Source organism: Burkholderia sp. BCC0398, from assembly GCF_902833245.1.
In the GTDB taxonomy this organism is placed as follows: Bacteria; Pseudomonadota; Gammaproteobacteria; order Burkholderiales; family Burkholderiaceae; genus Burkholderia; species Burkholderia sola.
In genome coordinates this window covers 290,903-314,573 of record NZ_CADFEM010000002.1, presented here as the reverse complement: position 1 = coordinate 314,573, position 23,671 = coordinate 290,903, and the positions used below count along the sequence as shown (strand labels likewise).

At 68.2% G+C, this 23,671-nt stretch carries 23 protein-coding genes; 17 read left to right on the top strand and 6 right to left on the bottom strand.

The window, feature by feature from the left end:
- The first annotated feature begins 45 nt into the window (after window positions 1-45).
- From HWX76_RS05280 to HWX76_RS05225, 12 genes are all read left to right on the top strand, one after another.
- Window positions 46-447: an EF-hand domain-containing protein gene (locus HWX76_RS05280; RefSeq protein WP_050013859.1), complete on the top strand. Its 402-nt coding sequence runs from the start codon at window positions 46-48 to the stop codon at window positions 445-447.
- A 350-nt stretch (window positions 448-797) separates the two neighbouring features.
- Window positions 798-1,697, top strand: coding sequence for an IclR family transcriptional regulator (locus HWX76_RS05275; protein WP_050013858.1), 900 nt, complete (start codon window positions 798-800; stop codon window positions 1,695-1,697).
- Window positions 1,694-2,719, top strand: coding sequence for a 2-dehydro-3-deoxygalactonokinase (locus tag HWX76_RS05270; RefSeq protein WP_050013857.1), 1,026 nt, complete (start codon window positions 1,694-1,696; stop codon window positions 2,717-2,719). Before HWX76_RS05275 ends, HWX76_RS05270 begins: the two co-directional genes overlap by 4 nt.
- A 22-nt stretch (window positions 2,720-2,741) precedes the next feature.
- Window positions 2,742-3,419, top strand: a complete 678-nt coding sequence (locus HWX76_RS05265; RefSeq protein WP_176015611.1) for a 2-dehydro-3-deoxy-6-phosphogalactonate aldolase — start codon at window positions 2,742-2,744, stop codon at window positions 3,417-3,419.
- A complete protein-coding gene (locus tag HWX76_RS05260) occupies window positions 3,419-4,198 on the top strand; it encodes an SDR family oxidoreductase (protein ID WP_050013855.1) in 780 nt (259 codons plus the stop codon). The genes HWX76_RS05265 and HWX76_RS05260 overlap by 1 nt, the downstream gene beginning before the upstream one ends.
- Window positions 4,199-4,309: 111 nt before the next feature.
- Window positions 4,310-5,305 carry an arabinose ABC transporter substrate-binding protein gene (locus HWX76_RS05255; RefSeq protein WP_050013854.1) on the top strand — a complete coding sequence of 332 codons (996 nt, stop codon included), beginning with the start codon at window positions 4,310-4,312 and terminating at the stop codon, window positions 5,303-5,305.
- Between the two features lie 67 nt (window positions 5,306-5,372).
- On the top strand, window positions 5,373-6,884 hold the full coding sequence (gene araG, locus HWX76_RS05250; RefSeq protein ID WP_050013853.1) for an L-arabinose ABC transporter ATP-binding protein AraG: 1,512 nt from the start codon (window positions 5,373-5,375) through the stop codon (window positions 6,882-6,884).
- 88 nt (window positions 6,885-6,972) lie between these two features.
- Complete coding sequence (gene araH / locus HWX76_RS05245) at window positions 6,973-7,986, top strand: L-arabinose ABC transporter permease AraH (protein ID WP_050013852.1); 1,014 nt, start codon at window positions 6,973-6,975, stop codon at window positions 7,984-7,986.
- 28 nt (window positions 7,987-8,014) lie between these two features.
- The gene (locus HWX76_RS05240) at window positions 8,015-8,824 is read left to right on the top strand and encodes an SDR family oxidoreductase (RefSeq protein WP_050013851.1); all 810 of its coding nucleotides are present in this window, start codon (window positions 8,015-8,017) and stop codon (window positions 8,822-8,824) included.
- A gap of 49 nt (window positions 8,825-8,873) precedes the next feature.
- Window positions 8,874-9,935, top strand: coding sequence for an aldose 1-epimerase (locus tag HWX76_RS05235; RefSeq protein WP_176015576.1), 1,062 nt, complete (start codon window positions 8,874-8,876; stop codon window positions 9,933-9,935).
- Window positions 9,936-9,974: 39 nt separating this feature from the next.
- Window positions 9,975-10,802: an orotidine-5'-phosphate decarboxylase gene (pyrF, locus tag HWX76_RS05230; protein ID WP_050013849.1), complete on the top strand. Its 828-nt coding sequence runs from the start codon at window positions 9,975-9,977 to the stop codon at window positions 10,800-10,802.
- A 199-nt stretch (window positions 10,803-11,001) separates the two neighbouring features.
- The gene (locus HWX76_RS05225; protein ID WP_050013848.1) at window positions 11,002-12,060 is read left to right on the top strand and encodes a hypothetical protein; all 1,059 of its coding nucleotides are present in this window, start codon (window positions 11,002-11,004) and stop codon (window positions 12,058-12,060) included.
- 37 nt (window positions 12,061-12,097) lie between these two features.
- Here HWX76_RS05225 and HWX76_RS05220 read toward each other — a convergent pair whose 3' ends face one another.
- The 3 genes from HWX76_RS05220 to thiL are packed head-to-tail and all read right to left on the bottom strand — an operon-like array spanning window position 12,098 to window position 14,163.
- The gene (locus tag HWX76_RS05220) at window positions 12,098-12,598 is read right to left on the bottom strand and encodes a CinA family protein (RefSeq protein ID WP_050013847.1); all 501 of its coding nucleotides are present in this window, start codon (window positions 12,596-12,598) and stop codon (window positions 12,098-12,100) included.
- Between the two features lie 31 nt (window positions 12,599-12,629).
- Entirely contained in the window at window positions 12,630-13,175 is a 546-nt protein-coding gene (locus HWX76_RS05215) for a phosphatidylglycerophosphatase A (protein WP_050013846.1), read from the bottom strand.
- Window positions 13,165-14,163 (bottom strand): thiamine-phosphate kinase, encoded by a 999-nt coding sequence (gene thiL / locus HWX76_RS05210; protein WP_050013845.1) that lies wholly within the window; start codon window positions 14,161-14,163, stop codon window positions 13,165-13,167. Before thiL ends, HWX76_RS05215 begins: the two co-directional genes overlap by 11 nt.
- Before the next feature lie 176 nt (window positions 14,164-14,339).
- Between thiL and HWX76_RS05205 the strand changes: the two genes are divergently transcribed.
- The 3 genes from HWX76_RS05205 to HWX76_RS05195 all read left to right on the top strand — a co-directional run bounded on the left by HWX76_RS05205 (window position 14,340) and on the right by HWX76_RS05195 (window position 18,030).
- On the top strand, window positions 14,340-16,640 hold the full coding sequence (locus tag HWX76_RS05205; protein ID WP_050013844.1) for an NADP-dependent malic enzyme: 2,301 nt from the start codon (window positions 14,340-14,342) through the stop codon (window positions 16,638-16,640).
- Between the two features lie 378 nt (window positions 16,641-17,018).
- Complete coding sequence (locus HWX76_RS05200) at window positions 17,019-17,450, top strand: ribonuclease (RefSeq protein WP_050013843.1); 432 nt, start codon at window positions 17,019-17,021, stop codon at window positions 17,448-17,450.
- 16 nt (window positions 17,451-17,466) lie between these two features.
- Window positions 17,467-18,030 carry a barstar family protein gene (locus HWX76_RS05195; protein WP_006476945.1) on the top strand — a complete coding sequence of 188 codons (564 nt, stop codon included), beginning with the start codon at window positions 17,467-17,469 and terminating at the stop codon, window positions 18,028-18,030.
- Window positions 18,031-18,137: 107 nt separating this feature from the next.
- Here HWX76_RS05195 and HWX76_RS05190 read toward each other — a convergent pair whose 3' ends face one another.
- The 3 genes from HWX76_RS05190 to speE all read right to left on the bottom strand — a co-directional run bounded on the left by HWX76_RS05190 (window position 18,138) and on the right by speE (window position 20,284).
- On the bottom strand, window positions 18,138-18,905 hold the full coding sequence (locus HWX76_RS05190; RefSeq protein ID WP_050013842.1) for a 16S rRNA (uracil(1498)-N(3))-methyltransferase: 768 nt from the start codon (window positions 18,903-18,905) through the stop codon (window positions 18,138-18,140).
- Window positions 18,906-18,922: 17 nt separating this feature from the next.
- Window positions 18,923-19,339, bottom strand: coding sequence for a glyoxalase/bleomycin resistance/extradiol dioxygenase family protein (locus HWX76_RS05185; RefSeq protein ID WP_089488163.1), 417 nt, complete (start codon window positions 19,337-19,339; stop codon window positions 18,923-18,925).
- A gap of 87 nt (window positions 19,340-19,426) precedes the next feature.
- The gene (gene speE, locus HWX76_RS05180) at window positions 19,427-20,284 is read right to left on the bottom strand and encodes a polyamine aminopropyltransferase (RefSeq protein WP_050013840.1); all 858 of its coding nucleotides are present in this window, start codon (window positions 20,282-20,284) and stop codon (window positions 19,427-19,429) included.
- Window positions 20,285-20,499: 215 nt separating this feature from the next.
- Between speE and tkt the strand changes: the two genes are divergently transcribed.
- Both tkt and gap read left to right on the top strand, forming a co-directional pair.
- Window positions 20,500-22,572 carry a transketolase gene (tkt, locus tag HWX76_RS05175; protein WP_006485709.1) on the top strand — a complete coding sequence of 691 codons (2,073 nt, stop codon included), beginning with the start codon at window positions 20,500-20,502 and terminating at the stop codon, window positions 22,570-22,572.
- Window positions 22,573-22,658: 86 nt separating this feature from the next.
- Window positions 22,659-23,669 carry a type I glyceraldehyde-3-phosphate dehydrogenase gene (gene gap / locus HWX76_RS05170; protein WP_006476940.1) on the top strand — a complete coding sequence of 337 codons (1,011 nt, stop codon included), beginning with the start codon at window positions 22,659-22,661 and terminating at the stop codon, window positions 23,667-23,669.
- The last annotated feature ends 2 nt before the right edge of the window (window positions 23,670-23,671 follow it).

Genomic DNA, 23,671 nt, shown 5'->3' with positions numbered 1-23,671 from the left:
CCGCTCGCCGGCAGTCGACGACCTCATTCCAGACTGGAGCCTGACATGAAGAATCGTTTCATCGTCGTTGCCGCGGCGCTCGCATGCGTCGGCGCCGCCGCATCCGTTTCCGCGTTCGCGCAGGCGAGCGACGCCGCTGCCGCACCGGCGCGTGCGCGCCAGGCGCAGCTCGGCGATCCGTACGTGCCGCCGGCCGCGCGCCACGCGACCGCCGGCACGCAGACCACCGGCGCCGCGCTGCATGCGCAGGTGGTGCGCAAGCTCGCGCGGCAGTTCAGCGCGGCCGACACGCAGAACACGGGTTCGATCACCGAGTCGCAGGCGCGCGCGGCCGGCCTCGGCTATGTCGCGAACCACTTCCGGCAGATCGACGCGGGCGGCAGCGGCCGCGTGTCGTTCGCCGACGTCCAGCGCTACATGCAGGCGCGCAGCACGAGCCAGCAGTAAGCGCGGTACGGCATGAAAAAACGGGGGCGTAACCTGCGACACGGCAGGTCCCGCCCCCGTATGCATGGCGCGGCCGGCACATCGAGCCCGCCACCGATTTCGCCTGAATTCTCATTATCTGGACAACGCATTCAAATATTGGAGGCGAGTGCGTGCGCTCCTACAATCCGAAGCACATCGACAGCTTCGGACCCACGCATCGCGCGGCGCCCGTCGCACACGGAGACACCTTCCATGAAGTTCGCCGGGCGCTTTACTCGGTGCATCGACCGCCGCCACGCCGCCGCACCGGACGCAGTTCCGGCGCCGCGCGAGCGGCTTCACCGATTCCGTTGAAGACGCCCCGTTCCATGACCAAGATGCCAGACTCTCTTGCCCTCGACGCCCGGCGTGCGATGCCGGCCGAACCGTCGCTGACCGACAGCATCGGCGCGACCAGCACGCCGCTCGACCTCGCCGCGCAGCAGGCCGGCACGCAGACGCTGCTGCGCGGTCTCGCGATCCTCGAGGCGATCGCGAACGGTGCGCGCGACATGCGCGCGATCGGCGCCGCGCTCGGCACGACGCGCAGCACGACGCACCGTCTCGTCAGCAGCCTCGTGCAGGCGCGCTATCTGCGCCAGGTGCAGGGCGGCTACCTGCTCGGCCCGAAGCTGATCGAGCTCGGCACGATCGCGCTCGAGCAGATGCCGCTGACCGCGGTGGCGCGCCCGCATCTGGAAGCACTCGCGGAAGCGACGCTCGACACGATCCATCTCGGCGTGCGCGACGGCGACGACGTGCTGTACATCGACAAGATTCCCGGCACGCGCGGCCTTGAGATGCGCTCGCGCGTCGGCCACCGGATGCCGCTCGCGTCGACCGGCATCGGCAAGGCGATGATGCTCGACCTCGATCCGGATCTGTGGCGCTCGCTGTTCGAAGCCGCGCGGCGCGCGCTGGCCGGCGTCAACTTCAAGCCCGACAACCGGCCCGAGACGAGCGCGTTCCTGCAGCGCATGGCCCATTACGCGGCCGGCGGCTATACGTTCGATCTCGAGGAAAACGAGGCGTCGATCCGCTGCGTGGCCGCGCCGATCCGCGACGCATCGGGTGCGATCGTCGCGGCGGTGTCGGTCGCGAGCACGATTCCGTACATGCCGCACGACCGCATGGACGAACTGATTCCGCTCGTGCAGCGCGAAGCGCGAGCCATTTCCGCGGAGCTGGGCTGGAGCCCGCCGCAGGGTACCCGCAGGATCAAACGATGACGACTTCGACCCGGCCCGTTCCGGATGCCAGTTCCGCCTCCCCGTCGCTGATCGCGCTCGACTGGGGCACCACGTCGCTGCGCGCGTATCTGTACGACGCGCACGGCGTGCCGATCGACACGCGCAGCCGGGCGGCCGGCGTGATGCACGTGCCGGGCGGCGGCGCGCGTGCGTTCGACGCGGTGTTCGAGGAAGCGTGCGGCGACTGGCTCGACCGCACGCCCGGCCTGCCGGTGCTCGCCGCCGGGATGGTCGGCAGCGCGCAGGGCTGGCGCGAAGCGCCGTACGTCGCGGTGCCGGCCGGCGCCGACGCGCTCGTCGCAGGTCTCATCACCGTGACGACGGCGCGCGGCACGACGGTTTCGATCGTGCCGGGCGTGATCGCGACGGGCGAATTGCCCGACGTGATGCGCGGCGAAGAAACGCAGATCGTCGGCGCGCTTGCGAGCGATCCCACGCTTGGCGCTGATCGTTCAGGGGTACTGATCGGCCTGCCGGGCACGCATGCGAAATGGGCGTGGGTGAAGGACGGCCTGATCGAACGCTTCCAGACCTTCATGACCGGCGAGCTGTTCGCGGTATTGCGCGACCACACGATCCTCGGCCGCACGATGCGCGCGGGCGAATCACCCGATCGCGCGGCGTTCTTGCGCGGCGTGGCAGTCGCCCGCGGCGCGCAGCGCACGGGCCTGCTCGCGACGATTTTCAGCACGCGCACGCTGGGGCTGACCGACCGGCTCGCCCCCGATGCGCAGGGCGACTATCTGTCCGGCTTGCTGATCGGCCATGAGCTGAACGCGCTCGACGCGATGCTCGCGGAGCGCGGCATCGCGCTCGCGGACCAGCCGCTGCTGCTGATCGGCGACGACGCTTTGTGTTCGCGCTACGTCGATGCGCTCCGGGTATTCGGCCATATGCATGCGCGTGTCGCCCCGCATGCGACCGAGCGCGGCCTGTGGCGGATCGCGTCGCGCGCCGGGCTCGTGCGCGCGGACGGCGAGCCCGTCTGTGCCGACCAGTGAACTGCTTGAAGAGGAATTGCCGATGCCGTCCGACCTGACCTTGCCCGCACCGTACATGCCCCACGCCGCATTGATGCGTGCGTTCGACGCGTGTCCGCTGATCGCGATCATGCGCGGCATCACGCCTGCCGAAGCGGCCGACCATGGCCGTGCGCTGTACGAAGCCGGCTTCCGGATCGTCGAGGTGCCGCTCAACTCGCCGGAGCCGTTCGACAGCATCGCGGCGCTGCGGCGTGCGCTGCCCGACGACATGATCGTCGGCGCGGGCACCGTGCTGCGCGCCGAGTACGTCGACCGCGTGCAGGACGCGGGCGGCGCGCTGATCGTGATGCCGCACAGCGACGCGGCCGTGATCCGCCGCGCGCGCGAGCGCGGGCTCGCGAGCGCGCCGGGCGTCGCGACGCCGACCGAAGCGTTCGCGGCGCTGACGAACGGCGCCGACGTGCTGAAGATGTTCCCGGCCGAGCAGCTCGGCGTGACGGTCGTGAAGGCCTGGCGCGCGGTGATCGACCGCGCGGTGCCGCTGATTCCGGTCGGCGGGATCGCGCCGGACAACATGCAGCCGTTCCTCGACGCCGGCGCGAACGGCTTCGGGCTCGGCTCGGCGCTGTACCGCCCCGGCCAGTCGGCGGACACGACCGCGGCGAATGCGCGCGCGTTCCAGGCCGGCTTGCGCGTCGCGCGCGGCGGAGACGCATGATGGGCCGCCTCGCGGGCAAGGTCGCGATGGTGACGGGTGCGGGCCGTGGCATCGGCGCCGCGATCGCGCGTGCGTTCGTGCGCGAAGGCGCGGCCGTCGCGCTCGTCGATCTCGACTTCCCGCAGGCGCAGCACACGGCCGCCGCGATCGCACGCGAATGCGACGGCGCGCGCGTGCTGCCGCTGCAGGCGGACGTCGCGCGGCAGCAGGCGGTGCGCGACGCGCTCGCGCAGACGGAAGCGGCGTTCGGCCCGCTCGACGTGCTCGTGAACAACGCGGGCATCAACGTCTTCGCCGATCCGCTGACGATGACCGACGACGATTGGCGCCGCTGCTTCGCGGTCGATCTCGACGGCGTGTGGCACGGCTGCCGCGCGGCGCTGGAGGGCATGGTCGAGCGCGGTCGCGGCAGCATCGTGAACATCGCGTCGACGCATGCATTCAGGATCATCCCGGGCTGCTTTCCGTACCCGGTCGCGAAGCACGGCGTGCTCGGCTTGACGCGTGCGCTCGGCATCGAATACGCGGCGCGCAACGTACGCGTGAACGCGATCGCGCCGGGCTACATCGAGACGCAACTGACGCGCGACTGGTGGGACGCGCAACCCGATCCGGCCGCCGCGCGCGCCGAGACGCTCGCGCTGCAGCCGATGAAGCGCATCGGAAAACCGGAGGAGGTCGCGATGACGGCCGTGTTCCTCGCGTCCGACGAGGCGCCGTTCATCAATGCCGCGTGCATCACCGTCGATGGCGGGCGCGCGGCGCTGTATCACGACTGACACGATTGACGCAACGATTCGAAAGACCGCACGTGCGACGGCCGCGCGCACGCTGCGTCGAAACCAACAAGCGGCTGCATCCTGTTCGATGAAAACAAGGAGACACTGGAGATGAAACGCAGAACGTTCGTAACGCTGGCCGCCGCGGCCGCGGTGGTGATGGGCAGCCCGGTCGCGCACGCGGCCGACCCGGTCAAGATCGGCTTCCTGGTGAAGCAGCCGGAAGAGCCGTGGTTCCAGGACGAGTGGAAATTCGCCGAGATCGCCGCGAAGCAGAAGGGCTTCACGCTCGTGAAGATCGGCGCGCCGTCCGGCGAGAAGGTGATGAGCGCGATCGACAACCTGTCCGCGCAGAAGGCGCAGGGCTTCATCATCTGCACGCCCGACGTGAAGCTCGGGCCGGGCATCGTCGCGAAGGCGAAGTCGCACAACCTGAAGATGATGACGGTCGACGACCGCCTCGTCGACGGCGCGGGCAAGCCGATCGACGCGGTGCCGCACATGGGAATTTCCGCGTACAACATCGGCAAGCAGGTCGGCGACGGCATCGCGGCCGAGATCAAGAAGCGCGGCTGGGACATGAAGGACGTCGGCGCGATCGACATCACCTACGAGCAGCTGCCGACCGCGCACGACCGCACGAGCGGCGCGACCGACGCGCTGGTCGCCGCCGGCTTCCCGAAGGCGAACGTGATCGCGGCGCCGCAGGCGAAGACCGACACCGAGAACGCGTTCAACGCGGCGAACATCGCGCTGACCAAGAACCCGCAGTTCAAGCACTGGGTCGCGTACGGCCTGAACGACGAGGCCGTGCTCGGCGCGGTGCGCGCGGCCGAAGGGCGCGGCTTCAAGGCCGACAACATGATCGGCATCGGTATCGGCGGTTCCGATTCGGCGTTGAACGAGTTCAAGAAGCCGCAGCCGACGGGCTTCTACGGCACCGTGATCATCAGCCCGAAGCGCCACGGCGAGGAAACCTCGGACCTGATGTACACGTGGATCACGCAGGGCAAGGCGCCGCCGCCGTTGACGCTGACGACGGGCATGCTCGCGACGCGCGACAACGTGTCGAAGGTGCGCGAGGAGATGGGGCTCGCGTCGAAGTAAGCGGCCCGCCGGCTGCCGCGGCGACGCGGCGGCCGGCGGTCGATGGATCTGGAAGTGGGGAGACGACGTGTCAGCGGCACTGCGTTTTGACAATATCGGCAAGGTATTTCCCGGCGTGCGCGCACTCGACGGCATTTCGTTCGACGTGCATGCGGGCGAGGTGCATGGCCTGATGGGCGAGAACGGCGCGGGCAAGTCGACGCTGTTGAAGATTCTCGGCGGCGAATATCAGCCCGATGCGGGCAGCGTGCTGGTCGACGGCCAGCCCGTGCAGTTCGCGAATGCGGCCGCGTCGATCGCGGCCGGCATCGCGGTGATTCACCAGGAATTGCAGTACGTGCCCGACCTGACGGTCGCGGAGAACCTGTTGCTCGGCCGCCTGCCGAATGCGTTCGGCTGGGTCAGGAAGCGCGAGGCGAAGCGTTACGTGCGCGAGCGGCTCGCCGAGATGGGCGTGGACCTCGATCCCGACGCGCGGCTCGGGCGGCTGTCGATCGCGCAGCGACAGATGGTCGAGATCTGCAAGGCGCTGATGCGCAATGCGCGCGTGATCGCGCTCGACGAACCGACGAGCTCGCTGTCGCATCGCGAGACGGAAGTGCTGTTCAAGCTGGTCGACGACCTGCGCGCGCAGGGCCGTGCGCTGATCTACATCTCGCACCGGATGGACGAGATCTACCGGCTGTGCGACGCGTGCACGATCTTTCGCGACGGGCGCAAGATCGCGTCGCACGAAGCGCTGGCCGACGTGCCGCGCGAGCGGCTGGTCGCCGAGATGGTCGGGCGCGAGATCGCGGACATCTACCATTACGCGCCGCGCGCGCTCGGCGACGTGCGGTTCTCCGCCGAAGGCGTCGACGGCCCGGCATTGCGCGAACCCGCGAGCTTTTCGGTGCGCGCGGGCGAGATCGTCGGCTTCTTCGGGCTCGTCGGCGCGGGCCGCAGCGAACTGATGCGGCTCGTGTACGGCGCGGACCGCCGGCGCGCGGGCACGCTGACGCTCGACGGCAAGCGCATCGACGTGAAGCGCACCGGCGACGCGATCCGCCACGGCATCGTGCTGTGCCCCGAGGACCGCAAGGAAGAAGGGATCATCGCGATCGCGTCGGTCGCGGAGAACATCAACATCAGCTGCCGCCGCCATTCGCTGCGCGCGGGGCTGTTTATCAACGGCAAGACCGAAAGCGCGACGGCCGACCGCTTCATCCAGCGGCTGAAGATCAAGACGCCGAACCGGCGGCAGAAGATCCGCTTCCTGTCGGGCGGCAACCAGCAGAAGGCGATCCTGTCGCGCTGGCTCGCGGAGCCCGACCTGAAGGTCGTGATCCTCGACGAGCCGACGCGCGGGATCGACGTCGGCGCGAAGCACGAGATCTACGACGTGATCTACCGGCTCGCGGAGCGCGGCTGCGCGATCGTGATGGTGTCGTCGGAACTGCCGGAAGTGCTCGGCGTGTCCGACCGCATCGTCGTGATGCGCGAAGGCCGGATCGCCGGCGAGCTGCCGCGCGCCGACGCGAACGAGCACGCGGTACTGAACCTCGCGCTGCCGCAGACGAGCGCGGTCGAGGCAGCCTGACGCGGCCGGCTACGTCCGGACAACCCCGGGACATTCGAATCGAACACGCGCGGCGCGGGTCGCGCGATGCAGGAGCAGGAGACACACCATGCAAGCCAACGAAAACCTTGCCAGCGCCGCAGTGAAGTCGGCCGACGCGCTGGTGCCGCAGCAGGGCGACCGCCAGAAGTGGTGGCAGCATCTGACCGAATACAGCCTGATCGCGATCTTCGCGGTGATGTTCATCACGATGTCGCTGACCGTCGATCACTTCTTCTCGATCGACAACATGCTCGGCCTCGCGCTGTCGATCTCGCAGATCGGCATGGTCGCGTGCACGATGATGTTCTGTCTCGCGTCGCGCGACTTCGACCTGTCGATCGGCTCGACCGTCGCGTTCTCGGGCGTGCTGTGCGCGATGGTGCTGAACGCAACCGACAACACGTTCGTCGCGATCATCGCGGCGGTCGCGGCCGGCGCCGCGATCGGCTTCGTGAACGGCGCGGTGATCGCGTATCTGCGCATCAACGCGCTGATCACGACGCTCGCGACGATGGAGATCGTGCGCGGGCTCGGCTTCATCGTGTCGAAGGGGCAGGCGGTCGGCGTGTCGTCGGATACGTTCATCGCGCTCGGCGGGCTGTCGATGTTCGGCGTGTCGCTGCCGATCTGGGTCACGCTGCTGTGCTTCATCGGCTTCGGCGTGCTGCTGAACCAGACCGTCTATGGCCGCAACACGCTCGCGATCGGCGGCAACCCGGAAGCGTCGCGGCTCGCGGGGATCAACGTCGAACGCACGCGCGTGTACATCTTCCTGATCCAGGGCGCGGTGACCGCGCTCGCGGGCGTGATTCTCGCGTCGCGCATCACGTCGGGCCAGCCGAACGCCGCGCAAGGCTTCGAGCTGAACGTGATCTCCGCGTGCGTGCTCGGCGGCGTGTCGCTGATGGGCGGCCGCGCGACGATCTCGGGCGTCGTGATCGGCGTGCTGATCATGGGCACCGTGGAGAACGTGATGAACCTGCTGAACATCGACGCGTTCTACCAGTACCTGGTGCGCGGCGCGATCCTGCTCGCGGCCGTGCTGCTCGACCAGCTGAAGAACCGCGGCGTACGCGACTGACCGACCTGTTTCCACGGAGACGATCCGCATGACCATCGATACATCAGTGCACGGCGCGAACACGGCGGCGAGCGACGCGCGCTTCGCGCGCTACCCGAGCCTCGAGGATCGCGCGGTGCTGATCACGGGCGGCGCGACCGGCATCGGCGCGTCGTTCGTCGAGCACTTCGCCGAACAGGGCGCGCGCGTCGCGTTCGTCGACCTCGACGCGGCGGCCGGCGCCGCGCTGGCCGAACGCCTCGCGCACGTACGCCATGCGCCGCTGTTCCTGTCCTGCGACCTGACCGACATCGACGCGCTGCGCCGCGCGATCGACGCGATCCGCGCACGCATCGGCGCGATCGCGGTGCTCGTGAACAACGCGGCGAACGACACGCGCCACACGATCGGCGACGTGACGCCCGCGTCGTTCGACGCGGGCATCGCGGTGAACCTGCGTCACCAGTTCTTCGCCGCACAGGCGGTGATCGACGACATGAAGCGGCAGGGCGGCGGCGCGATCATCAATCTCGGCTCGATCAGCTGGATGCTGAAGAACGGCGGCTATCCCGTCTACGTGATGGCGAAGGCGGCCGTGCAGGGCCTGACGCGCGGCCTCGCGCGCGATCTCGGCCCGTTCGGCATCCGCGTGAATTCGCTGGTGCCCGGCTGGGTGATGACCGACAAGCAGCGCCGGCTGTGGCTCGACGACGCGGGCCGGGCGGCGATCAAGGCCGGCCAGTGCATCGACGCCGAACTGCTGCCGGCCGATCTCGCGCGGATGGCGCTGTTTCTCGCGGCCGACGACAGCCGGATGATCACCGCGCAGGACGTGATCGTCGACGGCGGCTGGGCCTGACCGCTCGCACGACCTGCATCGTTTCTTCGACGAAGGAAAGGAGCTCACCATGACCGCCACGTCCTCGCGCGCATCGTCGTCCACCAGCCAGTCGCGCCGCGCGCGCCTGGCGGCCGCCGCCCAGCCGGTCAGCCCCGGCCCGCAGACGGCCGTGTTCGCGCAGGGCGTCGGCGCCGCGCATGCGGCGGTCGTCACGCTGTCGAACGCATCGCTGCGGCTCGACGTGCTGCCGCACCTCGGCGGCGGCATCGCGCGCTTCGACTGGCGCGGCGACAACGGCGTGCTGATGCCGGTGTTCCGCCGGTGCGAGCACCCGGAGACGGCGACGGACCCGAACGAGCTCGCGTGCTATCCGCTGCTGCCGTACTCGAACCGGATCGGCGACGGGCGCTTCGAATGCGACGGGCGCAAGGTCGCGGTGCCGCGCAACCGCCGCGACGAGCCGCTGCCGATCCATGGCGACGGCTGGCTCGCGCCGTGGCAGGTGGACGATGCGACCGACACGTCGCTGCAACTGTCGCTCGACCGCGCCGCCGGCGCGCCGTACGCGTTCCGCGCGATCCAGTCGTTCGAACTCGACGACGCGACGCTGTCGATCGCGCTGACGATCGAGAACGCGGGCCGCGCGCGGCTGCCGTTCGGGCTCGGCGTGCATCCGTTCCTCGTGCGCGATGCGGCGACCGAGCTCGCCGCGGCGGCGGGCGGGCTGTGGTTGTCGGGCGCCGATTTCCTGCCGGTGCGGCACGTCAGCGTGCCGCCGGCCTGGCAGTTCGGCGTCGCGTATCCGCTGCCGGCCACGCTCGTCAATCACGCGTTCACCGGCTGGGGCGGCCACGCGACGGTGAGCTGGCCGCGCCGCCGGCTGGCGCTGACCGTCGCGGCCGACGCCGACGCGTACGTGCTCTATACGCCGCCGGGCGCGGATTTCTTCTGCTTCGAGCCGGTCGATCATCCGATCAATGCGGTGAACCTGCCGGGCGGCGCGACCGCGCACGGGATGACGCTGCTCGCGCCCGGCGAGCGGCTCACGCGGCGTTTCGCGTTCACCGTCGGACGCACCGATGTGCGCAGCCATGCCGCGACACGCGAGGGACACCGGCGACGCGGGTAAAATACGCGGTCTACCAACGGTTTGCCGCGAGTATCCGCCATGTCTTCCCCGCTTACTTTCATTGAATCGCTGCGCGCCGCGTGGCAGCGCACGAATTCGCTGCTGTGCGTCGGCCTCGATCCCGAGCCGTCGCGCTTTCCCGTGCAGTTCGACGGCCAGCCCGACGCGATCTTCGAGTTCTGCCGGCAGATCGTCGACGCGACCGCGCAGTACGCGAGCGCGTTCAAGCCGCAGATCGCGTACTTCGCCGCGCATCGCGCGGAAGACCAGCTCGAGCGGCTGATCGCGCATATCCATCTCCAGCATCCGGGCCTGCCCGTGATCCTCGACGCGAAGCGCGGCGACATCGGCAGCACGGCCGAGCAGTACGCGCGCGAAGCGTTCGAGCGCTATCGCGCGGACGCCGTCACGGTGAACCCGTACATGGGCTACGACTCGGTCGAGCCGTACTTCGAGCATGAAGGCAAGGGCGTGATCGTGCTGTGCCGCACGTCGAACCCGGGCGGGTCCGACCTGCAGTTCCTCGATACGAACGGGCGGCCGCTGTACCAGGTCGTGGCCGATCTCGCGGCGAACAAGTGGAACGCGAGGAACGGCCAGCTCGGCCTCGTGGTCGGCGCGACGTTCCCGAAGGAAATCGAGATCGTGCGCGGGATCGTCGGCGACATGCCGCTGTTGATCCCCGGCATCGGCGCGCAGGGCGGCGACGTGCAGGCGACCGTCAACGCGGGCCGCACGGCCGACGGCACCGGGATGATGATCAACTCGTCGCGCGCGATCCTGTACGCGAGCAAGGGCGAGGATTTCGCTGAAGCCGCGGCGCTTGCCGCGCAGAAGACGCGCGACACGATCAACGCGCATCGCTGAAATACCGGCCGCCCGCCCCGGGCGGCCTTCGACCGCCGCGCCCGCGTCCGCGGGCCGCGCGCGTTCATCGCGTGTTCGCCGTCCTGGCGCACGCGAACAACTTCCCGTCGCTTCCGTATCGCCTATGCGCAATTTAGGCGCGCGATGCTGCCGGTTGTCACCAATCCGTCACAAAAATGTCAAGAAAAGGAGCGACGCCATGCCCAAGCTGTTCCGCCGTCTTCTGAGCGCGTTCGCCGCGTCGCTATGCATGACGTTCGCCCATGCGGCGGATCTGTCGCACTGGCCAGCCGACAGCGCGAAGGCGCTGAACGCGATGATCGCCGCGCACGCGAACCGCGGCGACTACGCGGTGTTCGACGCCGACAACACGACCTACCGCTATGACCTCGAGGAAGCGCTGCTGCCGTATCTCGAGAACCATGGGGTGCTGACGCGCGATTCGCTCGATCCGTCGCTGAAGCTGATCCCGTTCAAGGATTCCGCCGACTACCGGGAATCGCTGACGAGCTACTACTACCGGCTCTGCGAGATCGACGATCTGGTCTGCTATCCGTGGATCGCGCAGGCGTTTGCCGGGCAGTCGCTCGCCGACCTGAAGCGCCACATCGACGCGATGCTCGCCGACGGCAAGCCGATTCCGATCCGCTACTGGCAGGGCGACAAGGTGGTCGACGGCACGGTGAACCCGCCGCGCTTCTTCCGCGGGATGCAGGAGCTGTACAACGCGCTGCGCGAGAACGGGATCGACGTCTACGTGATGACGGCCGCGCACGAGGAGCTCGCGCGGCTCGTGCTGGCCGACCCGAAGTACGGCTACAACGTGAAGCCGCAGAACGTGATCGGCGTGACGACGCTGCTGCGCAACCCGGCGACCGGCGCGCTGACGACGTCGCGGCTGCAGATCAAGGCCGGCAAGTACGACGAGGCTGCGAACCGCAATCTCGTGATCACGCCGTTCCTGATGAACCCGATGACGTGGTACGAAGGCAAGCTCGGTTCGATCGTCGGCTGGATCGACCAGTGGAAGAAGCCGGTGCTCGTCGCGGGCGACACGCCGACGTCCGACGGCTACATGCTGCTGAACGCGACCGACGTCGCGCGCGGCGGCGTGCGCGTGTGGGTCAACAAGAAGGACAAGCAGATGACGCAGATCCGCGCGTGGTCGGACGAATCGGCCGCGAAGCAGAAGGCGCTCGGGCTGCCGGTGACGGCGGACAAGAACTGGATCGTCGTGAAGCCCGACGCGATCCAGTAAGCGAGTAGAGCGGGCGCGGCACGCGCGCCCCGCCCGGTCAGCGTTCGCGCTCGTCGAGCAGCTTCAGCAGCCCGCGCAGCGCATGCGCGGCCGCCTGCGTGCGGATCTGTTCGCGATCGCCCTTGAACACGAGCGTCTCGACGTCGGTATGCAGCCGGTTGCTCCAGCCGAACGACACGGTGCCGACCGGCTTGTTCTCGCTGCCGCCGCCCGGGCCCGCGATGCCGGTGACGGACAGCGCGACCTGCGCGCGGCTGTTGCGCAGCGCGCCTTCGGCCATCGCGCGCGCGACGGGCTCGCTGACCGCGCCGTGCTTGTCGATCAGGTCGGCCGGCACGCCGATCATCTCGATCTTGGCCTGGTTCGAATACGTGACGAAGCCGCGCTCGAACCACTGGCTGCTCCCGGAAATATCGGTGATCGCCGCGGCGATCATGCCGCCGGTGCAGGATTCGGCGGTGGCGAGCGTCAGGTGCTCGTCACGCAGCTTGTTGCCTGCGCGGATCGCAAGCTGATGGACGACGGAATCGGTTGGCATGCGCGTCGGGAAACGGGAGTCGGGAAATCGGTCAGCCGGCGACGGAGCGCCACAGCGCGATCACCAGCAGCGTCATGAACGCGGCGACGAGGTCGTCGACCATGATGCCGAGCCCGCCTTTCAGGCGGCGGTCGAAGTAGCGGATCGGCGGCGGCTTGAGCATGTCGAAGAAGCGGAACGCGACGAACGCCCACAGCTGGCCGACGAAGGTCGCGGGCGTGACGAACAGCATCACGAGCCAGATCGCGACGATCTCGTCCCAGACGACGGCGCCCGGATCGGACACGCCGGCCTTCTTCGCGGTGAAACCGGTGACCCAGGTGCCGGCCACGAAGCCGACGGCGATCAGCGCCCACCATTCGGGCACCGTCAGGTAGCGGTTGAGCACGACGAACGTGAGCCAGCCGAACAGCGAGCCGAACGTGCCGGGCATGATCGGCGCGAGCCCGCTGCCGAAGCCGAGCGACACGATATGCGCCGGGTGCGACAGCATGAAGCGGGCCGTCGTGCGGGTCGGCGCGGGCGGCGCGGCGCCGGGCTCGGCCGCGGCGTGCGCGGGCGTCGGATCAGTCTGCATGGAAGTGGTCGAAACCGTGCAACGTGAGAGCGAGGGGCGCGCCGGCGGCGTCGCGCCACGCGATGGCGGGTTGCGCCGATGGCGCGGACAACGCGCGTATTGTACCGATTCGCGTGACCGGCACGCCGGCCGTGGCGCCCGCCGCTTCGACCGCTGCGCGGGCCGCGACCGGCGCCGTGAAGCACAGTTCGTAGTCGTCGCCGCCGGCCAGCGTGCAGCGGCGCTGCACGTCGGCCGGCAGCGTCGCGAGCGCGGCCGAGCGCGGCACCGCGTCGGCGTCGATCTCGGCGCGCACGTTCGAGCGCGTCAGGATGTGCTGGAGGTCGCCGGCGAGGCCGTCCGACAGGTCGAGCGCCGCATGCGCGACGCCCGCGAGCGCAAGCCCCAGCGCGACGCGCGGCTCCGGACGCTCGAGCGCGCGCCGGAATGCGGCGGCTTCTTCCGCGCCGGCCGTCCATTCGCCGCGGGCGACGCCGAGGCCCGCGCGCGCGTCGCCGAGCGTGCCGGACACCCATACGTCGTCGCCGTCGCGCGCGGCATCGCGCCGCAGCGCCGCGTCGGGCGCGACTTCGCCGAACACGGTCACGCACAGGTTCAGCGGCCCGCTCGTCGTGTCGCCGCCGATCAGCTCGCAACCGTAGCGCTCGGCCAGCGCGAACAGGCCGTCGCTGAACGCCTCGAGCCACGCCGCGTCGGCGCGCGGCAGCGCGCACGCGAGCGTGAACGCCCGCGGCGCGGCGCCCATCGCCGCGAGGTCCGACAGGTTGACCGCGAGCGTCTTGTGGCCGAGCGCGTCCGGCGCGACATCGGGGAAGAAGTGGCGGCCTTCCACCAGCATGTCCGTCGAAATGGCCAGCAATTTCCCGGATCGGGGCGCGATCAGCGCGCAATCGTCGCCGATGCCGAGCGTCGACGCGCGGGCGCCCTGCGCGGCGCGGCGCGTGAAGAAGCGTTCGATCAGCGAGAACTCGGAGAGGGCGGCTGGCACGGCGGGCGATCCGAAACGGTTGAAGGAACGGCATTGTACGAGGCGGGCGGCGGCGCGCCTGTACTGTCCAGTTCATTTTTGTCGCGGCTGTCGCACCCGAATCGCCGGTCTGGCGGCCGATGATTGGCGCTACAATGCCGTCGAACAGTTATTCTAATCCGCCCGTCACGAGACACATGTCCACCCAAGCCTCCTCCAAAGCCAAGCTCCGCGAAGCCGCGCTCGACTATCACGAATTTCCGACCCCCGGCAAAATCGCGATCGCCCCGACCAAGCAGATGATCAACCAGCGCGACCTCGCGCTCGCGTATTCGCCGGGCGTGGCGTACGCGTGCGAGGAGATCGTCGAGAATCCGCTGAACGCCGCGCGCTTCACCGCGCGCAGCAACCTGGTCGGCGTCGTGACGAACGGCACGGCGGTGCTCGGTCTCGGCAACATCGGCCCGCTCGCGTCGAAGCCGGTGATGGAAGGCAAGGCCGTGCTGTTCAAGAAATTCGCGGGCATCGACGTGTTCGACATCGAGCTGAACGAGTCGGACCCGCACAAGCTCGTCGACGTGATCGCCGCGCTGGAGCCGACCTTCGGCGGGATCAACCTCGAAGACATCAAGGCGCCGGACTGCTTCATCGTCGAGCGCGAAGCGCGCAAGCGGATGAAGATCCCGGTGTTCCACGACGACCAGCACGGCACCGCCATCGTCGTGGCCGCGGCCGTCACGAACGGGCTGAAGGTCGTCAACAAGGACATCAAGAAGGTCAAGCTCGTCGCATCCGGCGCGGGCGCGGCCGCGCTCGCGTGTCTGGACCTGCTGGTCGACATCGGGCTGCCGCTCGAGAACATCACGGTGACGGACCTGGCCGGCGTGGTCTACAAGGGCCGCACCGAGCTGATGGATCCGGACAAGGAGCGTTTCGCGCGCGAAACCGACGCCCGCACGCTGGCCGAAGTGATCGACGGCGCGGACATCTTCCTCGGCCTGTCGGCCGCGGGCGTGCTGAAGCAGGAGATGGTGAAGGGCATGGCCGAGCGCCCGCTGATCCTCGCGCTCGCGAACCCGACGCCGGAAATCCTGCCGGAAGCGGCGCTCGAAGTGCGCCCCGACGCGATTCTCGCGACCGGCCGCACCGACTACCCGAACCAGGTCAACAACGTCCTGTGCTTCCCGTTCATCTTCCGCGGCGCGCTCGACGTCGGCGCGACGACGATCACGCGTGAAATGGAGATCGCGGCCGTCAATGCGATCGCCGAACTCGCGCAGCACGAGCAGAGCGACATCGTCGCGACCGCGTACGGTATCCAGGATCTGTCGTTCGGGCCCGAATACCTGATTCCGAAGCCGTTCGATCCGCGCCTGATCGTGAAGATCGCGCCGGCCGTCGCGCAGGCCGCGATGGACGGCGGCGTCGCGACGCGCCCGATCGAGGACATGGACGCGTACAAGCAGCATCTGCAGCAGTTCGTGTATCACAGCGGCACGACGATGAAGCCGATCTTCCAGATCGCGCGCGCCGCGCCGGAAGAGAAGAAGCGCGTCGTGTTCGCGGAAGGCGAAGAAGAGCGCGTGTTGCGCGCCGTTCAGATCATCGTCGACGAAAAACTCGCGAAGCCGATCCTGATCGGCCGTCCGTCGGTGATCGAGCACCGTATCCAGCGCTACGGCCTGCGCCTGAATCCGGGCGTCGACTTCACGGTCGTCAACACCGAGCACGACGAGCGCTACCGCGACTTCTGGCAGACGTATCACAAGCTGATGGCGCGCAAGGGCATCAGCGAGCAGCTCGCGCGCGTCGAGATGCGCCGCCGCACGACGCTGATCGGCTCGATGCTGGTGAAGAAGGGCGAAGCGGACGGGATGATCTGCGGCACGATCAGCACCACGCACCGCCATCTGCACTTCATCGACCAGGTGATCGGCAAGCGCCCGGGCTGCAGCGTGTACGCGGCGATGAACGGCCTCGTGCTGCCCGGCCGCCAGATTTTCCTCGTGGATACGCACGTGAACGTCGATCCGACCCCTGAGGAACTGGCCGAAATCACGATCATGGCCGCGGAAGAAGTGCGCCGCTTCGGCATCGAGCCGAAGGTCGCGCTGCTGTCGCATTCGAATTTCGGCACGAGCAACGCCCCTTCGGCGAAGAAGATGCGCGATACGCTCGCGATCCTGCAGGAAACCGCGCCGGAGCTGAAGGTGGACGGCGAAATGCACGGCGACGTCGCGCTCGACGCGGCGCTGCGCAAGGAAATCCTGCCGGAATCGACGCTGGAAGGCGACGCGAACCTGCTGATCCTGCCGAACATCGACGCCGCGAATATCGCGTACAACCTGCTGAAGACGGCCGCGGGCAACAACATCGCGATCGGGCCGATTCTGCTGGGCGCCGCGGAGCCCGTGCACGTGCTGACCGAATCGGCGACCGTTCGTCGCATCGTCAACATGGCGGCGCTGCTGGTCGCCGACGTCAACGCCGCACGCTGAGCCGGAACGAACCCGCGGGCGCCGGTCGAACCGGCGTCCCGGGTCGGGCGAAATTGTAAACAAAGGCAAAAAGAGGCGTGCCCGCAAGGGGCACGCCGCGGGTAGGGCGCAACCGCGCTTCCCATAAAGCAACAGCAGCATCTCTCCACTCCGGGTAGCGAGTGTGGCAAGGAGGCAGGGTCTTGCCATACGAGCGATGCCGCCCGCATTTTATCTCATGTAAGATAAGTGTAGTGTAATTTCGGTAAGAAATACGGAATCTCGAGTGCCGAGAGGCTTTCGATTCCCAAACGGACATTGATTCGCGCGGCCAATAACGCTACGCTAACGCCTTTGTTGGTCGTCAACTACTTGATTTAACAGCGGGAACCCTGGTTCATGGCACGCAAGTGGCTCCGCAACGGCGCGCTCGCGTCCGTCTTCGCGATGTTCGCGATGGGTATCGTCGGCACGCCGACGGGCAGTCTGGTTTCCGCCGCTTACGCACGGGAGGCCGTTCCGGCCGACGTGGCCGCGAGCGGGCTCGATACGATCCCGACCGCCCGTCTTCCGCGCGAGGCCGTGACCACGCTGGGCCTGATCGGCGCCGGCGGCCCCTATCCGTACGAGAAGGACGGCGTCGTGTTCGGCAACCGCGAGCGGATCCTGCCGAAGGCGAAGCGCGGCTACTACCATGAGTACACGGTGCCGACGCCGCGTGCGCGCAATCGCGGCGCGCGCCGGATCGTCTGTGGCGGGCCGTTGCGCCGGATCGACAACTGTTATTACACGGGCGACCACTACACCAGTTTTAAACGTATTGTTGAATGACTTCGGGACGAATGGCATGAGCGACTCCATCTACGCGCACGATACGGCGGCGGCGGAACTGTTCGCGGCCGGCGACGGCAATCTGTTTCAGCGTGTGATTCAGTTGCACGCGGCGGCGCAGGCCGGCGGCACGCCGGAGCAACAGGAAGCCGAGCCCGGGCTTTCATCGAACGAGGAGCCTATGAGCCTTTTCACGACCGTGCGACCCAATCTCGTGCAGTCGATCCGCGCGTTCCGCGTGCAGGATCTCGCCGACGAAGCCGGTCGGCTCGGCCAGCATTTCCTGTATGCGTATTGCGGCGCCGCGCAGTCGAAGCAGGAAGTGATGGAAACGATCGCGACCTCGTTCCTGTTTCCGAAGCATTTCGGGAAGAACTACGACGCGCTGTACGACTGCCTCACCGACCTCGTCGCGAAGGCCGGCGCGCAGCCCGGTTTCGTGATCGTCCTCGAAGGGCTGCCGATCGCGCAGAAATTCGACAAGGAAGGGCGCGAAACGCTGCTCGACGTGTTCCGCGAGGCGGCCGAATTCTGGGCCGAGCGCAAGGTCGCGTTCCGCGTGTTCTACTCGTTCGCGTAAGCGCACGGTCGGCCCGCGCGGCCGATTCGGTAACAAGCCCGCTTCGAGCGGGCTTTTTTGCGTGTGCGATTCGCGCTCGGCTGCATGGCGCGGCGCGCTGACGCGCTTTACCACCCGCCCCAGCGCGCCGCCAACGCCGCGAGCACGGCCGCGCCGGCCGTCTCGGTACGCAGCACGCGCGGCCCGAGCGACAGCGCGGTGAACCCCCGTGCGCGGGCTGCATTTTCCTCGTCGGGCGACAGCCCGCCTTCGGGCCCGATCAGCAGCGTGACGGCCGCCGCGGGCGGCGCGTCGGGCAGCGACGCGAACGGGATGCTCGCGCGCGGGGACAGCAGCAGCCGCAGCTCGCCGTCGGCCGGCGCGGCCTGCCGCGCATCGAGCCATGCGTGGAAGCCGGCCACCGGTGCGACGTCGGGCACGCGGTTGCGTCCGCATTGCTCGCACGACGCGCGTACGACGCCGCGCCAGTGCGCGACGCGCTTGTCCGCCCGTTCGCCGGACAGCTTCACGACGCCGCGCGCGGTCGACAGCGGCACGACCGCCGCGACGCCGAGCTCGACGGCCTTCTCGATCACCCAGTCCATCTTGTCGCCGCCCGCGATCCCCTGCGCGAGCGTCACGCGATAGGGCGGCTCGGCCTCGACGGGCTCGAACGTATCGACCTGCACGAGCGCGCTGCGCTTGTCGACCTCGACGAGCCGTGCGCGGTACTGGCCGCCCGTGCCGTCGAACAACGCCAGCACGTCGCCCGGCTGCAGGCGCAGCACCTGCACGTGGCGCGCGACGTCGGCCGGCAATGCGAGCGTGGCGTCGGCGCGCAGCGCGACATCGACGAAAAAGCGCGGCACGGCCGCGGTGGTGGTGGCTTCGTTCATGCGTGTGGCGGTTTCGGTCATGCGTCGAGACGGCACCCGAGCGCCCAGCGGTAGCCGTCGAGATCCTCGATCTGCGCGAACCGGTCGCCCCAGAACTGGTCCTGCGGCGCGCTCAGCGATTTCGCGCCCGCATCGAGCGCGCGCTGCCAGGTGGCGTCGACGTCGTCGACATACAGATAGAACGATTGCGGCGCGGTGGCGTTCGCGTGCTTCGGCGTGAGCGCGGGCGAACCGAACGCGCCTTCGGGCGCGAACATCACGATCAGCTGGCCGCGATAGGCCATCTCGACGTGCATGATCGCGCCGTCCTCGTCGTGCACGTCGCGTACGGTGAAGCCGAATGCGGCCTTGAAGAACTCGATGGCCGCGCGCGCGTTGCGTACGGCCAGGTAGGGCGTCAACCAAGGCACGTTGGCCGGACGTGGATCGGTCATGAAAATCTCCTGTTGCTCGGTGTCGGCGCGTCGGCGCCTGCGCCGGTCTCATGCTGGAGCAGCGGAACGGTGCAGCCGTCCTGATGTTCAGCGGCGAACGCCCAGTGTATCGCGCAGTGCGCGCGGCAGGGTAAAGAGGGACGCATGCAGCCGCGCATCGTAATAGCGCAAGCCGCCGACGCGGCGGGCCGCGAGCCGTTCGTCGACGTCGTGCGCGAACAGCGCCGCCGCATCGAGCGTGTCGCTCGCGATCGCCATCAGCCACTGCGAGCCGTACAGCGGCACGTGCGCGGACAGCAGATCGACGACCGCGAAGCGCGCGCGCAGGTCGTCGAGCAGCGCGGCGATGCGCGCGGCATGGAACACCGGCGAGCCGAGATGCATCGAGATCACGCCGCGCGGCGTCAGGATCCGCTTGAGCCGTGCGTAGAAGTCGCGCGTGTAGAGGCCGGCCGCCGGCGAATCGGGCGGCGTGAGGTCGAACACGACGAGATCGAAATGTTCGACCGTCGACTCGACGAAATGCGCGGCGTCGCCGATCACGACCTCGACGCGCGGGTCGTCGAGCGCGCCCTGGTGCACGTCGTCGAGATAGCGGCGCGCCATCCCGACCACCTCGTCGTCGAGTTCGGCGATCACGATCCGCTCGATGCACGCGTGCTTGAGCAACTGGCGCGCGGCGCCGCCGTCGCCGCCGCCGAGCACGAGCGCCTTCCTCGGGCACGGATGCGCGAGCGCGGCCGGGTGCGTCATGCACTCGTGATAGACGAACTCGTCGCCGACCGACGTCATCGGCCGGCCGTCCAGCGTGAACAGCCGGCCGAGCTGCGGCGTTTCCCAGACTTCGATCTGCTGGTGCGCGGACGCGACGTGCGCGAGCCGCCGCGCATTCGGGAAGCCGTAGGTGGCGTCGGGCGTCGGGTGAAAGAGAAGGGTGGTGCTCACGGGCGGGCCGCTGGGGCAGGCAGTTCCGACGCCTGAATTATAGGAGGCGGGCGGTTCGACGGAAAACCGTGCCGGAACACTACGCGCCGACAAGGGAAATGTCGGCCCATCTGTTAAAATGACGAGCTTTGCAGCCCCGTCCGTTGGCTCCGTCCGCTTCGCGTCCGTCAGGCGCCGCACCGCGCGCCGGGAACGATTGACGCTCGAGCTTCCGGATGCCGCCGTGCCCCCGTTTCCTCGACTCGTTCTCCGGACTCGACATGACGACTTCGTCTCCCGCCTCCACCACCCTGATGGCCAACGCGATCCGTGCGCTCGCGATGGACGCCGTCCAGCAAGCGAACTCCGGCCACCCCGGCATGCCGATGGGCATGGCCGAAATCGGCGTCGCGCTGTGGTCGCGCCATCTGAAGCACAACCCGACGAACCCGCACTGGGCCGACCGCGACCGTTTCGTGCTGTCGAACGGCCATGGCTCGATGCTGCTGTACTCGCTGCTGCACCTGACCGGCTACGACCTGCCGATCGAAGAGCTGAAGAACTTCCGCCAGCTGCACTCGAAGACGCCGGGCCACCCGGAATACGGGATCACGCCGGGCGTCGAGACGACCACCGGCCCGCTCGGCCAGGGTCTCGCGAACGCGGTCGGCATGGCGCTCGGCGAAGCGCTGATGGCCGACGAGTTCAACCGTGACGGCGCAAAGATCGTCGATCACCACACGTACGTGTTCCTCGGCGACGGCTGCCTGATGGAGGGCATCTCGCACGAAGCCTGCTCGCTCGCGGGCACGCTGAAGCTGAACAAGCTGATCGCGCTGTACGACGACAACGGCATCTCGATCGACGGCGACGTCGTGAACTGGTTCCACGACGACACGCCGAAGCGCTTCGAAGCGTACGGCTGGAACGTGATCCCGAACGTGAACGGCCACGACGTCGATGCGGTCGACGCAGCCATCGCGAAGGCGAAGCTGTCGGACAAGCCGACGCTGATCTGCTGCAAGACGGTGATCGGCAAGGGCGCGGCGACCAAGGCCGGCGGCCACGACGTGCATGGCGCCGCGCTCGGCGCGGAAGAAATCGCGAAGACGCGCGAAGCACTTGGCTGGAAGTGGGAGCCGTTCGTGATTCCGCAGGAAGTCTACGCGGCATGGGACGCGAAGGAAGCCGGCAAGCGCGCCGAGTCCGAATGGGACGCGACGTTCGCGGCCTATCGCGCGAAGTTCCCGGCAGAAGCCGCCGAATTCGAGCGCCGGATGGCGAACAAGCTGCCGGCCGACTGGGCCGAGAAGGCAGCCGCGATCATCGCCGGCGCGAACGAGCGCGCCGAGACGGTCGCGACCCGCAAGGCGTCGCAGCAGGCGATCGAAGGCCTCGCTGCCGCGCTGCCCGAGCTGCTCGGCGGCTCGGCCGACCTGACCGGCTCGAACCTGACCAACTGGAAGGCGTCAAAGGCGGTGCGCGCGAATCCGGAAGGCGCGGGCGTGCTGCTCGGCAACCACATCAACTACGGCGTGCGCGAATTCGGCATGAGCGCCGCGATCAACGGCCTCGCGCTGCACGGCGGCCACAAGCCGTTCGGCGGCACGTTCCTGACGTTCTCCGACTACAGCCGCAACGCGCTGCGCGTGGCCGCGCTGATGAAGGTGCCGTCGATCTTCGTGTTCACGCACGATTCGATCGGCCTCGGCGAGGACGGCCCGACGCACCAGTCGATCGAGCACGTGTCGAGCCTGCGCCTGATCCCGAACCACGACGTCTGGCGTCCGGCCGATACGGTCGAGACGGCCGTCGCATGGACCCACGCGGTCGCCGCCGACCGTCCGTCGAGCCTGATCTTCAGCCGCCAGAACCTCGCGTTCAACCCGCGTACCGATGCGCAGATCGCCAACATCGAGAAGGGCGGCTACGTGCTGAAGGACTGGGATGAAGAGATCGTCGCGCGCAAGATCATCCTGATCGCGACGGGCTCGGAAGTCGAACTCGCGATGAAGGCCGTCGAACCGCTCGCGCAGCAGGGCATCGCGGCGCGCGTCGTGTCGATGCCGTCGACCAACGTGTTCGATCGCCAGGACGCCGAATACCGCGAACGCGTGCTGCCGCACGGCGTGCGCCGCGTCGCGATCGAAGCGGGCGTGACGAGCTTCTGGCACAAGTACGTCGGCCTCGAAGGCGGCGTCGTCGGGATCGACACGTTCGGCGAATCGGCGCCGGCCGGCGTGCTGTTCAAGTACTTCGGCTTCACCGTCGAGCACGTCGTCGAGACGGCCAAGGCCGTGCTGGCCTAAAAGCCTACGCGGCGCGCGCCACCCGTTGCGCGCGTCGCACCGTGAAGCTGCACGAAACGAATTTTTTCAGCCATCAGGAGATAACCATGACGATTCGCGTCGCAATCAACGGCTACGGCCGTATCGGCCGCAACACGCTGCGCGCGTTCTATGAAAACGGCAAGAAGCACGATCTCGAGATCGTCGCGATCAACGACCTGGGCGATGCGAAGACCAACGCGCACCTGACCCAGTACGACACCGCGCACGGCAAGTTTCCGGGCGAAGTGTCGGTCGACGGCGACTACCTCGTCGTGAACGGCGACAAGATCCGCGTGCTGGCGAACCGCAACCCGGCCGAACTGCCGTGGGGCGAGCTGGGCGTCGACGTCGTGATGGAATGCACGGGCTTCTTCACGACGAAGGAAAAGGCGAGCGCGCACCTGAAGGGCGGTGCGAAGAAGGTGATCATCTCGGCGCCGGGCGGCAAGGACGTCGACGCGACGATCGTCTACGGCGTGAACCACGACGTGCTGAAGGCCGAGCACACGGTCATCTCGAACGCATCGTGCACGACGAACTGCCTCGCGCCGCTCGTCAAGCCGCTGAACGACAAGATCGGCCTCGAAACCGGCCTGATGACGACGATCCACGCGTACACGAACGACCAGGTGCTGACGGACGTCTATCACGAAGACCTGCGCCGCGCGCGTTCGGCGACGCACAGCCAGATCCCGACGAAGACGGGGGCGGCATCGGCCGTCGGCCTCGTGCTGCCGGAACTGAACGGCAAGCTCGACGGTTACGCAATCCGCGTCCCGACGATCAACGTGTCGATCGTCGACCTGTCGTTCATCGCGAAGCGCGACACGACGGTCGAGGAAGTCAACGCGATCATGAAGGAAGCATCGGAAGGCGCGCTGAAGGGCATCCTCGGCTACAACGACGCACCGCTGGTGTCGATCGACTTCAACCACAACCCGGCTTCGTCGACGTTCGACGCGACGCTGACCAAGGTGTCGGGCCGCCTCGTGAAGGTGTCGAGCTGGTACGACAACGAGTGGGGTTTCTCGAACCGCATGCTCGATACGGCAATCGCATTCGCGAACGCGAAGTAATC

Coding starts and splice junctions, on each gene's coding strand:
- HWX76_RS05280 (WP_050013859.1), top strand. CDS start 46: ATGAAGAATCGTTTCATCGTCGTTGCCGCGGCGCTCGCATGCGTCGGC.
- HWX76_RS05275 (WP_050013858.1), top strand. CDS start 798: ATGACCAAGATGCCAGACTCTCTTGCCCTCGACGCCCGGCGTGCGATG.
- HWX76_RS05270 (WP_050013857.1), top strand. CDS start 1,694: ATGACGACTTCGACCCGGCCCGTTCCGGATGCCAGTTCCGCCTCCCCG.
- HWX76_RS05265 (WP_176015611.1), top strand. CDS start 2,742: ATGCCGTCCGACCTGACCTTGCCCGCACCGTACATGCCCCACGCCGCA.
- HWX76_RS05260 (WP_050013855.1), top strand. CDS start 3,419: ATGGGCCGCCTCGCGGGCAAGGTCGCGATGGTGACGGGTGCGGGCCGT.
- HWX76_RS05255 (WP_050013854.1), top strand. CDS start 4,310: ATGAAACGCAGAACGTTCGTAACGCTGGCCGCCGCGGCCGCGGTGGTG.
- araH (WP_050013852.1), top strand. CDS start 6,973: ATGCAAGCCAACGAAAACCTTGCCAGCGCCGCAGTGAAGTCGGCCGAC.
- HWX76_RS05240 (WP_050013851.1), top strand. CDS start 8,015: ATGACCATCGATACATCAGTGCACGGCGCGAACACGGCGGCGAGCGAC.
- HWX76_RS05235 (WP_176015576.1), top strand. CDS start 8,874: ATGACCGCCACGTCCTCGCGCGCATCGTCGTCCACCAGCCAGTCGCGC.
- pyrF (WP_050013849.1), top strand. CDS start 9,975: ATGTCTTCCCCGCTTACTTTCATTGAATCGCTGCGCGCCGCGTGGCAG.
- HWX76_RS05225 (WP_050013848.1), top strand. CDS start 11,002: ATGCCCAAGCTGTTCCGCCGTCTTCTGAGCGCGTTCGCCGCGTCGCTA.
- HWX76_RS05220 (WP_050013847.1), bottom strand. CDS start 12,598: ATGCCAACCGATTCCGTCGTCCATCAGCTTGCGATCCGCGCAGGCAAC.
- HWX76_RS05215 (WP_050013846.1), bottom strand. CDS start 13,175: ATGCAGACTGATCCGACGCCCGCGCACGCCGCGGCCGAGCCCGGCGCC.
- HWX76_RS05205 (WP_050013844.1), top strand. CDS start 14,340: ATGTCCACCCAAGCCTCCTCCAAAGCCAAGCTCCGCGAAGCCGCGCTC.
- HWX76_RS05200 (WP_050013843.1), top strand. CDS start 17,019: ATGGCACGCAAGTGGCTCCGCAACGGCGCGCTCGCGTCCGTCTTCGCG.
- HWX76_RS05195 (WP_006476945.1), top strand. CDS start 17,467: ATGAGCGACTCCATCTACGCGCACGATACGGCGGCGGCGGAACTGTTC.
- HWX76_RS05190 (WP_050013842.1), bottom strand. CDS start 18,905: ATGAACGAAGCCACCACCACCGCGGCCGTGCCGCGCTTTTTCGTCGAT.
- HWX76_RS05185 (WP_089488163.1), bottom strand. CDS start 19,339: ATGACCGATCCACGTCCGGCCAACGTGCCTTGGTTGACGCCCTACCTG.
- tkt (WP_006485709.1), top strand. CDS start 20,500: ATGCCGCCGTGCCCCCGTTTCCTCGACTCGTTCTCCGGACTCGACATG.
- gap (WP_006476940.1), top strand. CDS start 22,659: ATGACGATTCGCGTCGCAATCAACGGCTACGGCCGTATCGGCCGCAAC.